At 65.3% G+C, this 14360-nt stretch carries 12 protein-coding genes and 1 pseudogene; 10 read left to right on the top strand and 3 right to left on the bottom strand.

The window, feature by feature from the left end:
• Window positions 1-69 precede the first annotated feature (69 nt).
• The 8 genes and pseudogenes from ABQZ00_RS19175 to ABQZ00_RS19140 all read left to right on the top strand — a co-directional run bounded on the left by ABQZ00_RS19175 (window position 70) and on the right by ABQZ00_RS19140 (window position 8189).
• Complete coding sequence (locus ABQZ00_RS19175) at window positions 70-1344, top strand: MFS transporter (RefSeq protein WP_323538467.1); 1275 nt, start codon at window positions 70-72, stop codon at window positions 1342-1344.
• Window positions 1307-1732, top strand: a pseudogene (locus tag ABQZ00_RS19170) (VOC family protein). Before ABQZ00_RS19175 ends, ABQZ00_RS19170 begins: the two are co-directional and overlap by 38 nt.
• A 527-nt stretch (window positions 1733-2259) precedes the next feature.
• Complete coding sequence (locus ABQZ00_RS19165) at window positions 2260-3141, top strand: NAD-dependent protein deacetylase (RefSeq protein WP_323538468.1); 882 nt, start codon at window positions 2260-2262, stop codon at window positions 3139-3141.
• A gap of 81 nt (window positions 3142-3222) precedes the next feature.
• A complete protein-coding gene (locus ABQZ00_RS19160) occupies window positions 3223-4320 on the top strand; it encodes an NADH:flavin oxidoreductase/NADH oxidase (RefSeq protein ID WP_503064302.1) in 1098 nt (365 codons plus the stop codon).
• Window positions 4321-4359: 39 nt separating this feature from the next.
• On the top strand, window positions 4360-5235 hold the full coding sequence (locus ABQZ00_RS19155) for an NAD(P)-dependent oxidoreductase (protein WP_323538470.1): 876 nt from the start codon (window positions 4360-4362) through the stop codon (window positions 5233-5235).
• Between the two features lie 206 nt (window positions 5236-5441).
• The gene (locus ABQZ00_RS19150; RefSeq protein ID WP_115515051.1) at window positions 5442-5834 is read left to right on the top strand and encodes an XVIPCD domain-containing protein; all 393 of its coding nucleotides are present in this window, start codon (window positions 5442-5444) and stop codon (window positions 5832-5834) included.
• A gap of 218 nt (window positions 5835-6052) precedes the next feature.
• Window positions 6053-6904, top strand: a complete 852-nt coding sequence (purU, locus tag ABQZ00_RS19145; RefSeq protein WP_323538664.1) for a formyltetrahydrofolate deformylase — start codon at window positions 6053-6055, stop codon at window positions 6902-6904.
• Between the two features lie 145 nt (window positions 6905-7049).
• Entirely contained in the window at window positions 7050-8189 is a 1140-nt protein-coding gene (locus ABQZ00_RS19140) for an MFS transporter (RefSeq protein ID WP_323538471.1), read from the top strand.
• A 242-nt stretch (window positions 8190-8431) separates the two neighbouring features.
• Here the strand turns inward: ABQZ00_RS19140 and ABQZ00_RS19135 are convergent, their stop codons facing one another.
• The 3 genes from ABQZ00_RS19135 to ABQZ00_RS19125 form a co-directional block, all read right to left on the bottom strand.
• A complete protein-coding gene (locus ABQZ00_RS19135) occupies window positions 8432-10390 on the bottom strand; it encodes a choice-of-anchor X domain-containing protein (RefSeq protein WP_323538472.1) in 1959 nt (652 codons plus the stop codon).
• A gap of 274 nt (window positions 10391-10664) precedes the next feature.
• Window positions 10665-11552, bottom strand: coding sequence for a methylenetetrahydrofolate reductase (locus ABQZ00_RS19130; protein ID WP_503064305.1), 888 nt, complete (start codon window positions 11550-11552; stop codon window positions 10665-10667).
• A gap of 19 nt (window positions 11553-11571) precedes the next feature.
• The gene (locus ABQZ00_RS19125; protein WP_055853500.1) at window positions 11572-12486 is read right to left on the bottom strand and encodes a LysR family transcriptional regulator; all 915 of its coding nucleotides are present in this window, start codon (window positions 12484-12486) and stop codon (window positions 11572-11574) included.
• A 97-nt stretch (window positions 12487-12583) separates the two neighbouring features.
• Here ABQZ00_RS19125 and msuE point away from each other — a divergent pair, with 97 nt between their 5' ends.
• On the top strand, window positions 12584-13195 hold the full coding sequence (gene msuE / locus ABQZ00_RS19120) for an FMN reductase (RefSeq protein WP_323538473.1): 612 nt from the start codon (window positions 12584-12586) through the stop codon (window positions 13193-13195).
• A gap of 160 nt (window positions 13196-13355) precedes the next feature.
• Window positions 13356-14339 carry a DUF1852 domain-containing protein gene (locus tag ABQZ00_RS19115; protein WP_311239168.1) on the top strand — a complete coding sequence of 328 codons (984 nt, stop codon included), beginning with the start codon at window positions 13356-13358 and terminating at the stop codon, window positions 14337-14339.
• The last annotated feature ends 21 nt before the right edge of the window (window positions 14340-14360 follow it).

The following is a 14360-nucleotide window of genomic DNA, read 5'->3' as shown; positions in this document are numbered from 1 at the left end:
AGCATCATATATTGGACAGGGGGTGATGGCGGACGAATACTCCCTGTCCCCAGTCTCATCCAGATACCCGTGCCTGCTTCCGATTCCCGCTCCAGCGCTGTGCCGGTCAGTGCCGCCGTCCCCGAGATCGCGGCGCCCGCCACTGGCCGCATCCGGCTGGCATTGTTCCTGGCCGGCTTTGCCACCTTCTCGCTGCTCTACAGCGTGCAGCCAGTGCTGCCCGAGTTCGCACGCGCCTTCGGTGTGGATGCGGCCACCGCCTCGCTGCCGCTGTCGCTGGCCACCGGCGGGCTGGCCGTGGCGATTTTCTGTGCCGGTGCGGTCTCGGAAAACCTGGGCCGGCGCGGGCTGATGTTCGCTTCCATCGCGCTGGCCGCGGTGCTGAACCTCATCGCGGCGTTCCTGCCGCACTGGGGCGCGCTGGTGGTGGTGCGCACCCTGTCCGGCATCGCGTTGGGCGGCGTGCCGGCGGTAGCGATGGTGTATCTGGGCGAAGAACTGCCGGCCAACAAACTTGGCGCGGCCACCGGCCTGTATGTGGCCGGTAATGCATTCGGCGGCATGAGCGGGCGCATCATGATGAGCGTGCTGACCGACCACACCGACTGGCGTACCGCATTGGCGCTGTTGAGTGGATTTGACCTGCTGTGTGCCGTCGCGTTTGTGTGGTTGCTGCCGCCGTCGCGCCATTTCGTGCGTCGGCACGGGGTCAATCTGCAGTTCCACCTGCGCGCCTGGGCCGGGCATCTGCGCGATCGCAATCTGCCGTGGCTGTTCGCATTGCCATTCCTGTTGATGGGCGTGTTCGTCAGTCTCTACAACTACGCCGGGTTTCGCTTGGGCGGGCCGGAATTCGGCCTGAGCCAGAGCCAGATCGGCATGATCTTCAGCGCCTATGTGTTCGGCATCGTCAGCTCGTCGGTGGCAGGGGCGGCGTCGGATCGTTTCGGTCGCGGGCCGGTGGTCAGTGCCGGCATCGTGCTGTGCGTGCTCGGCGTGGCGCTGACCCTGTCGCATGTGCTGGCGCTGGTAGTGGGCGGCATCGTGTTGCTGACGATTGGCTTTTTTATCGCGCATTCGGCGGCCAGTGCGTGGGTGAGCCGGCTCGGCGGCACGCACCGCAGTCATGCTGCATCGCTGTATCTGCTGGCGTATTACGCCGGCTCCAGCGTGATCGGCGCGCTCGGCGGCTGGTTCTGGCAACACGGCGGTTGGGCCGGGCTGGTCGGCATGTGCCTGACGCTGCTGGCGCTGGCGTTTGCCGCCGCGCATGTGTTGCGCCAACGCGCCGATGACGCACGCCCGTATGGCCGCTTTGCGCCGCATCCTGCGCGTGGCGAATGACAGGCGGATCGAGCGACTCGACCACTTGTTACTCACTGTTGCTCACCGTTGCCGACGTGCATGCCACCTGCGACCTTGATGCGCGCGTGCTCGGCATGCAGCTGGTGAATTCGGCGAAGGCCGGCCTGCGTTGGCCTTCGGGCAACAGAAGATCAACCTGCATGCCGCCGGGCATGCCTTCGCACCCAAGCTGCGGGTGCCACGCCCGGATCGGCCGATCCATGCCTGATCACCGCAACTGTGCTGCAGCAGGCGCAGGACCACATCGTCGCTGCCGGCGTCATCATCGAGCAGGGCGCGATCCAGCGCACCGGCGCAACCGGCGCGGTGTTGTCGATCTCCGCCGCGACCCGGATGGCAATTGATCGAGGTCAGCAGCTTGCTGTAACGGCGGATTGCTGCCGCATCTGCGGACCGTGCGCCTGTGCGCGATGCTGCGGTTCTTCGCGCGGCCGAGGGTTCTGACACGATGGCCGTCGCTCACCCGCACGCGCTGCGCGTTGGTGTAGCAGCGCCATTGCCAGATGGCGATGCACGCAAACACCGGGCCACGCTGCACACGCTCGGCTCCCTGCCTGCAGTCACACAACGAACGACAGGCGCAAACCCGCAACTGCATACTGCCTTGTCGCAGATGCGGCGCCTGAGTCCGCCGCAGGCGTCGGCTTGGAATTGGCCCGCACGGCCCCATCGTGAGCGACACAGCCGCTTGCTGCCTGCGGATGGACCTGCATCTGCATCTGCATCCAGCGCAACGCACAGGTCGTACCCCTATGCTGCCGGCACCACGTGGCGCACTGGCGCGCGTCGCGCGCTACCCACTGCCCGCAGTGCAGCGGCTCAACGTGGTGCGCCGCTGCAGGCGCGTCACGCCAAGGTGTTGCACAGTGATCTCACCGCTAACGGAGTTGCATGATGACGGGCCTGACCGACCACACCGGCGATGCGCTGCAAGCGTTCATCGAGCGCCACCAGCGTCTGTTCGTGCTCACCGGCGCCGGTTGCAGCACCGACTCGGGCATCCCCGATTACCGTGATCTGCAAGGCGGCTGGAAGCGTCCGCAACCGGTAACCTTTCAGGCCTTCATGGGCGAGCTGTCCACGCGGCAGCGCTATTGGGCGCGCAGCCTGGTGGGCTGGCCGCGTTTTGGGCTGGCGCAACCCAACGCCACCCATCACGCATTGGCCGCGTTGGAAGCGCGCGGGCAACTGGAAGTGTTGCTCACCCAGAACGTGGACCGCCTGCATCAGGCCGCTGGCAGCCAGGCGGTGATCGATCTGCACGGCCGGCTCGATGTAGTGCGGTGCATGGGCTGCGAGCGGCGCATGCCGCGCACCGAGTTCCAGCTGCTGCTGGAGCGTGACAATCCCGGCTGGGCCACGCTGGACGCGGCGCAGGCGCCCGATGGCGATGCGGATCTGGACGATGTCGCCTTCGAGACCTTCGTGGTGCCGCCGTGCCCGATGTGTGGCGGCGTGCTCAAGCCGGATGTGGTGTTCTTCGGCGAGAACGTGCCGCGCGAGCGTGTGGAGCGCGCGTTTGCGCATTTGCAGGCCGCCGATGCGGTGCTGGTGGTGGGCTCGTCGTTGATGGTGTATTCGGGTTTTCGCTTCGTGCAGACTGCCGCACGCAATGGCCTGCCGATCGCCGCGCTGAACTTCGGGCGTACCCGCGCCGACGACTTGCTCAGCCTGAAGGTGGAGCAGTCGTGCGCGCAGGCGCTGGCCTTCCTGCAGCAGCCACCGGACCCGCTGCACACTCCGCAGGCCAGGTACGACAGTGCGCGCTCTGCATGACGCAGTGATCCATTGCAGCGGTTGTGCGGCGGCGCGTGGCGCAGTGCAATGGGCGTCCCCATGTCGCGTCTGGATGTTGCCTTGAGCCAGTTGTTCACCCCCATCGCCTTCGGCCCGCTCGCGCTCGCCAATCGTATCGTCATCGCGCCGATGTGCCAGTACTCCGCACAGGACGGCCGCGCCAGCGATTGGCACCGCATCCATCTGGGCACGCTGTCGCAATCGGGCGCGGGTCTGTTGATCCTGGAGGCCGCTGCGGTGCTGCCGGAAGGGCGCATCAGCTACGCCGATCTGGGCTTGTACGACGATGCCACCGAGCAGGCGCTGGATGAGGTGCTGCAGTCGGTGCGGCGCTGGTCGCCGATGCCAGTGGGCATCCAGCTGGCGCATGCCGGCCGCAAGGCCTCCACCGATTTGCCGTGGAAGGGTGGTGAGGCCATCGCTCCGGATCACGCGCATGGCTGGCAGACCGTGTCTGCCTCGGCGCAGCCGTTCCAGCCGGGCAAGCCGGCGCCGCAGGCGCTGGACGAGGCCGGCATCGATGCGGTGGTTGCCGCGTTCGTCACTGCGGCCACCCGCGCCGAACGCCTGGGTCTGGAGCTGATCGAACTGCATGCCGCGCATGGCTATCTGATGCATCAGTTCCTGTCGCCGCTGAGCAATCAGCGCAGCGACGAATATGGCGGCTCGCTGGAAAACCGCATGCGCCTGACGCTGCGTATCTTCGACGCGGTACGTGCGGCGGTGTCCGAGCGCATCGCGGTCGGCGTGCGCATCTCGGCCACCGACTGGGTGGAAAGCGGCTGGGATCTGGAGCAGAGCATCGCCTTGTCCAAGGCGCTGGATGCACGTGGCGCGCAATACATCCATGTCTCCAGCGGTGGGCTGGATCCGCGTCAGCAGATTCCGGTGCAGGCTGGCTATCAGATTCCGTTTGCGCAGGAGATCCGTGCGCAGGTCACGATGCCGGTGATCGGCGTGGGCCTGATCACCGAGCCGGCGCAGGCCGAGGCGATTGTGCAGGAGGGCCAGGCCGACGCAATCGCGCTCGCACGCGGCATCCTGTACGACCCGCGCTGGCCGTGGCATGCCGCCGCTGCGCTGGGTGCATCGGTCACACCGGCGCCGCAATATCTGCGTTGCGAACCGCGCGATGCACGCGGCGTGTTTGCCAGCTGACGCACGCCACCGACGTCATACCGAAGAGGAAGCACACGCATGCCGATAGGATTTCTGGGGCTGGGCACGATGGGCCTGCCGATGGCGCACAACCTGCTGCGCGGCGGCTTTGAAGTGAGCGTCTGGAACCGTTCGCCAGAACGCGCACACACCTTGCGTGATGCAGGGGCCACGGTGGTGGATGCGCCGGTGGGCGCCGCACACGGCCCGCTGTTGTTCTCGATGCTGGCCGACGACACCGCTGTCCGTCAGACCGTGCTGGACGGCGGCGTGCTGGACGCACTGCCGGCCGGCAGCGTGCACGTCAACATGGCCACCATCTCCGTGGCGCTGGCGCACGAGCTGACCGCACTGCACGCCGAGCGTGGCATCGCCTACGTTGCCGCACCGGTGCTTGGCCGCGTCGACGTGGCCGAGGCCGGCAAGCTCAATATCCTGGCGGCCGGCGACGCTGCCGCGCTGGCGCGGGTGCAGCCGATGTTCGATGTGCTGGGGCAAAAGACCTGGCACATCGGCAATGCCCCGGAGCAGGCCAACGCGGTGAAACTGGCGGCCAACTTCTGCCTTGCCAGCGCCATCGGCGCCATGGCCGAGGCCAGCGCACTGGCACGCGGGCACGGCGTGGACGCCACCCAATTCCTGGGCATGCTCACCACCACCCTGTTCGCCGCACCCGCGTACCAGGGCTACGGCAAGCTGATCATGCAGCGCCAGTACACACCCGCCGGCTTCACTGCCACGCTGGGGCGCAAGGATGTAGACCTGGCCATCCAGGCCGGCGCCGACAAACAGGTGCCAATGCCACTGGGCGAACTGCTGCGCGCCAACCTGGACGATGCCATCGCGCACGGCGATGGCAATGCAGACTGGGCCGTGCTGGCAGAGGTGTCGGCGCGGCGGGCAGGGCAGGCCTGATCGCCACGCAGAGGCGCGCGCGTGTTGCGCGCTTCGCTTGAAAGCGCGGCGCGATGCGTCTTGCTCACCTCAACATGCAGCAGACCTTCTAAAATGCCGGCTCGTTACAGCCGCCGCTCCAGGGAGGATGCGATGCGACACCTGCATATCACGCTCGGTTCGACCGAGCGCACACCGCGCGCACTGACCTGCGCCGGTGGCACACGATGACCGCCGAACCGGTCGTCAACCAGGGCCCGGTGGGTCCGGACCATCCCGAACATCCGGACCACTATCTGTTCGCGCAGATCCGCGAAGCGGTGGGCGTACTCGATGCCGAGTTGAACAAACCCACCGACGAGGCCAGCGTCCGCATGGCCGCACGCCTGCTGCCGCTGGCCAAGCAGCATGGCTTCGATCAGGTGGATTACGTGGTGCTCAGCCGGCACGTCGGCGAGGTGGGCGAGAACGTGTTTCTGGTGCGTGGCGAACTCTCCGACCCCGCGCATCTGCGTGCGCACATCACCACCCAGGAAGCGATGGAGACCTCGGTGGAGACCTCGATGGCGCAACTGGACGAGATCAATCGGCGACTGATGTTGCGGCTGCCGCCGCGCTGACCTTGATCGGGAGTGGCATGCGCATCGCGTTTGGCGAGGCATGCCGCCAGCGCAACGCCTGCAGTGCGCTGATCGGCCGATCTGCACGCACCACGGGCACCGAGCCATCGCGCATACCTGCAGTGCAGCTGCCCCGACGTTTGCACCACGTCGCAGTGTAAAAGTTACCAACGCAAGCACTGCGCCAGCGGTGTCATGCATTGGCTATCATTGCGCCGATGCGCTCCGACTACATTCTTACGCTGTCCTGCCCCGACCGCACCGGTATCGTGTACCGCGTCACCGGGCTGCTGTTCGATCTGGCTTGCAACATCCTCGACGCCCAGCAATTCGGTGACGACGAAAGCGGCCGCTTCTTCCTGCGCGTACATTTCGACAAACCGCCGTCAACCGACATCGCCACCCTGGAGCAGCAGTTTTCGGTGTTGGCCAACGCGTTTGAGATGGAATGGCAGTTGCACGACGCGCGCCGCCGCGCGCGGCTGCTGGTGCTGGTGAGCAAGCAAGGCCACTGTCTCAACGACCTGCTGTTCCGCACCCATAGCCGGCAGTTGCCGGTGGATATTGTCGCGGTGGTCTCCAACCACGCCGATTTTGCACCGCTGGCCGCGTCCTACGGCGTCGACTTTCATCATCTGCCGGTCACCGCAGACACGCGCGCCGAGCAGGAAGCGCAGCTGCTCGCGCTGGTCGACGACCTGCACATCGATCTGGTGGTGCTGGCGCGCTACATGCAAATTCTTTCGCCCGGTCTGTGCCGCGCGCTGGCCGGACGTGCGATCAATATCCATCATAGCTTCCTGCCCAGCTTCAAGGGCGCGCAGCCGTACCACCAAGCGCACGCGCGCGGGGTCAAGATCATCGGCGCCACCGCGCATTACGTCACCGAAGATCTGGACGAAGGCCCGATCATCGAACAGGACGTCGCCCGCGTGGACCACGCCATGACCCCACGCGATCTGGTGCGCCTGGGCAGCGACACCGAATCGCTGGTGCTGGCGCGCGCGGTACGGCGCCATGTCGAGCATCGCATCGTGCTTAACGGCCATCGCACGGTGGTGTTTCGCTAGCGATAGTGATGCGTGTCATCCCATCGGACAGGGACGATTGCAGCAAGCGTGGTGCAGCAGTGGTCATGCCATGTTTCAACCAGCGAGCGCCGGCTTGGCGGCCCCGTCGCCGTTTCCGTTCGCCGCTCCCATTGGAATTTTTTGCATGTCGCTTGCACCCAGCTCCAGCGCTCGCGCGCAGCAATACGCCACGCGCGCAGCCTTCTTCATTCCCGGCTTTGCTGCAGCCATCTGGGCGGTGCTGGTGCCGTTCGCCAAGGCCAGAACCGGCGTGGACGATGGTGCGCTCGGGTTGATCCTGCTGTGCCTGGGCGCAGGCTCGTTTCTGGCGATGCCGCTGGCCGGCGCCCTGTCAGCGCGCTTCGGCTTTCGCATGGTGATGGCGGTGACGGCTGCATTGATCTGCATCAGCCTGCCGTTTCTGGCCGTTGTCGCCAACCCGTGGACGCTGGGCGCGGTGCTGTTCGTGTTCGGTGCCGGCGTGGGCGCGATGGATTGCGCGATGAACATGCAGGCGGTGGTGGTCGAACGCGATGCCAAGCGCGCGATGATGTCGGGATTTCATGCGTTTTTCAGCATCGGCGGCTTTGTCGGTGCCGGTGCGATGACGCTGCTGTTGTCGGCGCGCATTGGTCCTCTGAGCGCTACGACCGCCGGCGTGATTGCCATGCTGCTTGTCGGTGCACTGTCCGTTCGGCATTGGCGTGCCGAGCGTATCTCCCAGCAGGGGCCGTTGCTTGCGCTGCCCAAGGGCATCGTGCTGTTTATCGGCGTTCTGGCGTTTGTGGTGTTTCTTGCCGAGGGCACCATTCTGGACTGGAGCTCGGTGTTCCTGGCAGATGTGCACCAGGTCAACCCCAGTACCGCCGGCCTGGGCTATGTGGTGTTTGCGTTGACCATGACGGTGACCCGTCTGTTGGGTGACTCGGTGGTGGAGCGGCTGGGACGCATCCGTTCGATCGTGCTTGGCGCGCTTCTGGCCAGTGTGGGTTTTCTGGTGCTCACGCTGGTGAACCCGTGGCAGGCCTCGTTGGGCGGTTACGTGTTGGTGGGGCTGGGGTGCGCCAATATAGTGCCGGCCCTTTTCTCGCTGGCCGGCAACCAGACGCGCATGCCGGAGAGCATCGCCATCACCGCAGTCACGACATTGGGCTACGCCGGTATTCTGACCGGGCCGGCATTGATCGGGTTCGCCGCCCACGGCATCGGCCTGGTCGGTGCCTTGATCGGGGTTGCGGTGTTGATGGTGGGCGTGGCGATTTCCACGCGGTGGTTGAAGGTGTGAGTGTTGGGCGTCATCCGCCTGTCGTTGGTGGGTTGTCGGCAATGTGTCGCGCGTAGGCACGTTCCTACCAAGGGCAGAGCGTGGATTACGCCTCGGTGGATAAATACTCAAAGCCGTAGGAGTGGTGTTGGCCGCGCTTAGGCGAGAGAGAATCAATACCTGCAACACACCACGTGTTCGCATGCATGTCGCGATGGCCGACGCAGACGCCGGCCATCGCATTGCACACCGCTAGAACTGCATCACCGCGCCGCGTTGGCGTTCATCACCGCGTTGCGGTTTGCATCCAGATATTGCGCGGGGTCGCGCATGCCGGTGGTGTGGCATTGCCCGGTGGTGTGGCCGCGATTCACGCCGCCCGGCAGCTGCGCATTGACCTGCTCCACGGTGCCGTCTTCGGGGTCGTTCAAGATCAGATCGGACGCGGCATTGCAGTAGTCGTTGGTGTACCAGTTGGTCTTGGCGAACGAGGTGGTGTAGTAGTTGACCTTGGCGCGCGCGTCGGCGGGAATACCGGCCAACCAGGCCTTGGCGCCGTCGTAGGTGAGGTCGGTGTTGGTGCCGCAGCCCACGCCGAACCACGAGCCCACCGCAGCAAGCACGCCCGACAGGTTGGTGCCCTGGTAGGGCGTGCCCACCGACTGCATCACGCGCCCACCGGTGGCGTTATCCAGGCCGCTCCAGTAGTACGCATACAGATGCAGTGCGGCCATGCCGCCCTGGCTGTGCGCCACGGTGGAAAACGACGACCACTGGCTGGCGAACTGTGCGATGCGCTGTGCGAACTGGTCGTTGCTGCGATTCTGCTTGGCATCGAGAAACGTCGAGGCATTGGTGAACTGCGCCTGCGGCCACACGCCGTTGGAGCAGTACCCGTGCACCAGCACCAACTGCGACCCGGCCGCCTGCGGCTGTGCCATCGCGGTGGCCAGCGTCGACGGACGCGGCCCCATGCGCATGCTGTCGTCGATCGCAGCGCTGGACCGCGCGATGCTGGCGCGTCGCAACGCGGGCACCTGCAACGGCAGCGTGCCGGCCTGCACCAACGGGATGTAGTGGTCCGGGTCTTCGATACGCAACCCACGCAACGTGAACGGTGCACGCGCGCCGGCACGTGCGATCCAGCGTTCGTCCAGGCTCAGCGGTAACTGCCCCTGCTGCGGCGTCAGCATGCCGCCGATCCACGCTATCGGCACGTCCTTGCCCTTGGCATCGGTGCCCCACACCTGGCCGAACACGCGATAGTGCGACGGCGCATTGCCGCGTGCGGCCACCGGCAGTGCCACGGTCAGTCGCGTGCCTTCGGCAGCACGTGCGCTGAGCGTGTTGCCGAGCAATCGCAACGCGGTATCCAGCACCGGCAGCACGTGTTCGCTGGTGCGGACAAATGCCTGCCCGGCCTGGTCGTGGCCACGCACGATCACCTGCGCGATCCAGGTGCCCTCACGCGTTGGCTGGAAGTTGCCGCCATATACACCGTCACCGGCGGCGCCATCGTTGTGCGCACCATCGTCGGCCATCGGCAGAACGCGCACACCGCCTTGCGGGTCGATCACGCGCAGGCTGGCGTCGTCGATCTGCCCGGCCTGGCCGGCCAGCAAGGTTGCACCACGGGCGTCGCTGCCACTCAGCATGGCGTTGAGCGTGAGCGACTTGCCCACCAGTTGCTGGCGGTCGCGCGGATACGAAGCCAGCTGTGTGCGCGCATCGCCTTCCATCAGCACATAGCCACGCTGCGCCACCGGCGATGCCGATTGCAGGGTCAGCGACCACGCGCCGTTCTGTGCAGTGTCCACGGCATAGCGCATGCCGCTGGTGCCGCTTTCTGCGCTGCCCAGTACCGTGCGTTGTGCCTGCACCTGGGGTGCAGCAGCAGCAGCAGCGGCGCGCGCGCCGGCAACGCGTGGCGCGCTGACCGCTGCATCCCACGCCTGCTCGCCCGCCAGTACCATGAAACGCAGGTGGCCGTTTTCCACCGGCAGCGTGCCTTGCCAGCGCGCCGCAGTGCCTGCGGGCGTCAGCTCCACCGGCAGCAATGCACTCTTGGACAGGATCGCCGACTCGGCCGGGTCGGGCGCGCGCATCTGCGCAAACTCCTCCGGTGGGCCGGCGAGCAATTTGGGCTGCAACTCGGCCGCTGCCAGCGGCAGGGACACGAGCGACAGGGTGCACATCAGCGATAGCAATGACGGCTTGGGCATGGCGACATCTCTCCTTGGACGTTGCGGATGCAATGCCGCCACGCAGGGCAACGGCATCGGATGCAGCGCCCCCTCGCCGCGATTCGCCGATGGTTATACCTCGCACTTGTGACAGGTCTGCTGTGCGCTGCAGCACCTCACGCGTAGCAAACAAAACGCCAGAAATAGAAATTACAGACTGTGATCTTGATCGTGGACATGTCGAAGCCACAACGCTTCGCTTGATAAAAGTCGGAGGTCTGCAGTCGATGTGCGGCGCTGAATTGGGCGGGTGTTAGTCCGCCCTGACTCGCGCGATGCTGGAGCGGTAGCGCTCCACCCACGCGACCGTCTGTGCGATCCCGCCGAAAGGGTAGAAGTGCAGGCTGACGTCTCCATGCGCTTCGGTAAGGCCAGTGGCCAGGCGATCCACAAAACGCTCCGGCCCTGCGGTGCCCAACAGCTTGCCGAGCGAAATGCCGTACGTGGACAGCATGGCTGTGCATGCGCCGACACCGCAGCGCGCGGCATAGCGTGCGAGCACCGCCACGCCAGCAGGACCGGGAACGCCCACGCGCACGGGATGTTCAATGCCGTGCGCGCGCAGCGCTTGCAACCACGTCAGCACGATGTCGGCATCGAACGCGAATTGGGTGACGATCAGCGGCGCCATGCCGCGCGCGGCGATGCTGCGACACTTGCGTTCCAGCACATCCCATCGATCGATGGCAGGCATGCTCGGATGCCCTTCCGGATGCCCCGCCACGGCGATGGTCTGGATACCCAAGCGCTCAAAGACCCCGGTATCGATCAGCGACACGCTGTCCGGAAACGGCCCGAGCGGAGCAGGCGGATCGCCTGCGATCACCAGGCAGCGCTCAACGCCGGCTTCATCGACAGCGCGGCTGACGAAGCTGTGCAGCGCGTCGCGCGAAGCGATGCGGCGCGCGGACAGGTGCGGCATCGGCTGAAAGCCGAGTGCGCGCACCCGCCGAGCCGCGGCCAGCCGCGCGTCGTCGTCCTGATTGGGCAGGTAGGGGATGGCAATGGTTGCGCCACGCATGATCCGCGGCGCCGCGGCTGCCAGCCCGGCCGTGTCTTTTGCGCTGACCTCCAGCGAATAGGCGTCGGTGATGGTGCTGGCGATGGTGCGGGCGACGCCGGGCGTCTTGGCATCAATCAAGGGGTCTTGTCGTCCTGTCTCAGTGGGCTGCAGATGTCGTGGCGGTGCCAGTGGCAGGCTGGCGGGCCAGTTCGATGAAGGCGCGCAGATAGTCGATGGCGATATCTGCCTCGCGTGCGCCCAGGAAGATCTGTTTGGGGATACCGCGCGCACCCAGCCGCACCGGCACCACGTCCATCCTGGAGGCGTATTCCTCCACCAGCCAGCGCGGCATGGCGGCCACGCCGCGGCCACTGGCCACCATCTGCATCATGATGTCGGTGGTTTCGATGGCCTTGTGGCGCCTGGGCGTGACACCGGCCGGCAGCAAGAACTGGCTGTAGATGTCCAGGCGATCAAGGTCCACCGGATAGCTGATGAGCACTTCCCGCGTCAGCTGCTGGGGCTTGACGTAGGCCGCCGACGCCAGCGCATGGCCCTTGGCCACGACCAGCACCTGCTCATAGTCGAACACCGGCTCGAACCGCAGCCCGGGTTTGTACAGCGGGTCGGGCGTGACCAGCAGATCGATCTCGTAGCCGAACAGTGCGCCGATGCCGCCGAACTGGAACTTCTGCTTGACGTCCACATCCACATCCGGCCAGGTGGCCAGATAGGGCGCCACTAATTTGAGCAGCCACTGGTAGCAGGGATGGCACTCCATGCCGATGCGCAGCGCGCCGCGTTCGCCCTGCGCGAACTGTCCCAGGCGCTCTTCGGCCAGATCCAGTTGCGGCAGTACCCGGTTGGCCACCGCCAGCAGGTACTGGCCGGCCTGGGTCAGGCGCAGGCTGCGCCCCTCGCGCAGCCAGACGTCGGTGCCCAGCTGCTGTTCCAGCTTTTTCATGCTGTGGCTCAGCGCCGACTGGGTCAGGTTCAACACGCCTGCGGCGGCCGTCAGCGAGCCTTGCTGCTCGACCTGCTGGACGATGGTGAGATGGATGCGCTCAAGCATTCAGATGATCCGAATTCATGGATTGTTGAAATAACACCATTTTACTTCATCGAATGCGAGTCCTAGCATCAGGGCTCGTCGTTCTAGGTCGCCCCGCATGACTGTCAACGTGCCACACCCGCTCCGTGTCGTCGCCGTCTCCGGCGGGCTGCAACGTCCCTCCAAGGCCGTCGCCCTGGCCGAGCATCTGCTGGCCTTGATCGCCGAAGCCGTGCCGTGCCAGCAGCATCTGGTCGAACTCGGGGCGTTGGCGCCGCAGTTCGCCGGTGCGCTCTGGCGCTCGCAGCTGCCCGCAACGGTGGAGCAGGAACTTGCCGCCGTGGAGCAGGCCGACATCGTGGTGGTGACCACGCCGGTCTATCGCGGTTCCTTTACCGGGTTGTTCAAGCACTTCTTCGACTTCATCCATCAGGATGCCTTGATCGACACGCCCGTGCTGTTGGCGGCAACCGGCGGCAGTGAACGCCATGCGCTGGTGATCGATCACCAGTTGCGGCCACTTTTCAGTTTCTTCCAGGCACGCACCCTGCCGCTGGGCGTCTACGCCACCGACCGCGACTTCCTGGACTACCGCGTGCACAACGAGGCCCTGGCCGAGCGCGCCAAGCTGGCGGTACAGCGCGCACTGCCGCTGATCGCATTGACGCAGCAGGCAAACGCGATCGCCGCAGAAAAAATTGCCGCAGAAAAAAACGTGGCCGCAGCCTGAGGGCCATTCGGCCCAAGGCCGGCCGCAATGCCTCTTGCCGGCCACAGGATCAGCCGGCAGTCGCTTGCCGATCCGCATTCCCGGCGTCCCTCCAGCGCGCATCACTGCCTGTGCAGGGACGCGCGCTCGTCTCATCTCGGAAACAAGGCGTCAGCTCGCAATGACTCAAGAATTCACCTTCGGCATCAAGAGCCTCCGCTTCGACGAGGACTATCGTCCCGCGGGCAATACGCGCAACACGACGAACTTCGCCAACCTGGCCAGGGGCGAGCGTCGCCAGCAAAACTTGCGCAACACGCTTGCGATGATCAACAACCGCTTCAACGACCTGGCGCATTGGGATAACTCAAGGCGCGACCGCTATGCTGTGGAACTCGACATCATCTCGGTGGAGATGATGGTTGCCGGGAGCGAACGGGGCGACGAGTTTCCGTTGATCGAAATCCTGAAGACGAACATTCTCGATAGAACGACCGGTGCGCGCATCGATGGCATCGCAGGAAACAATTTTTCCTCCTACGTACGCGACTACGATTTCAGCGTGCTGCTGCCGGCCCACAATCAGGACCGGTCCGCATTCGGCATTCCGGACGATTTCGGCAGCCTGCATGGACAGTTGTTCAAGCATTTCGTGAACTCGGATGCGTACAGCGCGCGTTTCGCCAAGCCGCCTGTCATCTGCATCAGCGTCTCCAGCAGCAGGGTCTATCACCGAACGGGAAACCGGCATCCCATCCTGGGCATCGAGTACCGGCAGGACGAGTTGTCATTGACGGATCGGTACTTCGAGAAGATGGGCCTGACCGTGCGCTACTTCATGCCTGCCAACAGTGTCGCCCCGCTGGCGTTCTATTTCTTTGGTGACCTACTGGGCGATTACAGCAATCTCGAGTTGATCGGCACCATCAGCACCATGGAGACGTTCCAGAAGATTTACCGGCCGGAAATCTACAACGCCAATTCCGCGGCGGGGGCCATCTACCAGCCGAGCCTGACGCATCAGGATTATTCGGCGACCCAGATCGTCTACGACCGGCAAGAGCGCAGTCAGCTCGCGGTGACGCAGGGGAAATTCACCGAGGAGCACTTCATCAGGCCCTACGGACATCTTCTCGCGCAGTGGGCCTCCGGCCACGCGCTCTGATCAACCAGAACTTAAGACATC

It is taken from the genome of Xanthomonas sp. WHRI 10204 (assembly GCF_040202875.1).
Classification (GTDB): Bacteria; Pseudomonadota; Gammaproteobacteria; order Xanthomonadales; family Xanthomonadaceae; genus Xanthomonas.
This window is presented reverse-complemented; position numbering and strand designations above follow the sequence as displayed.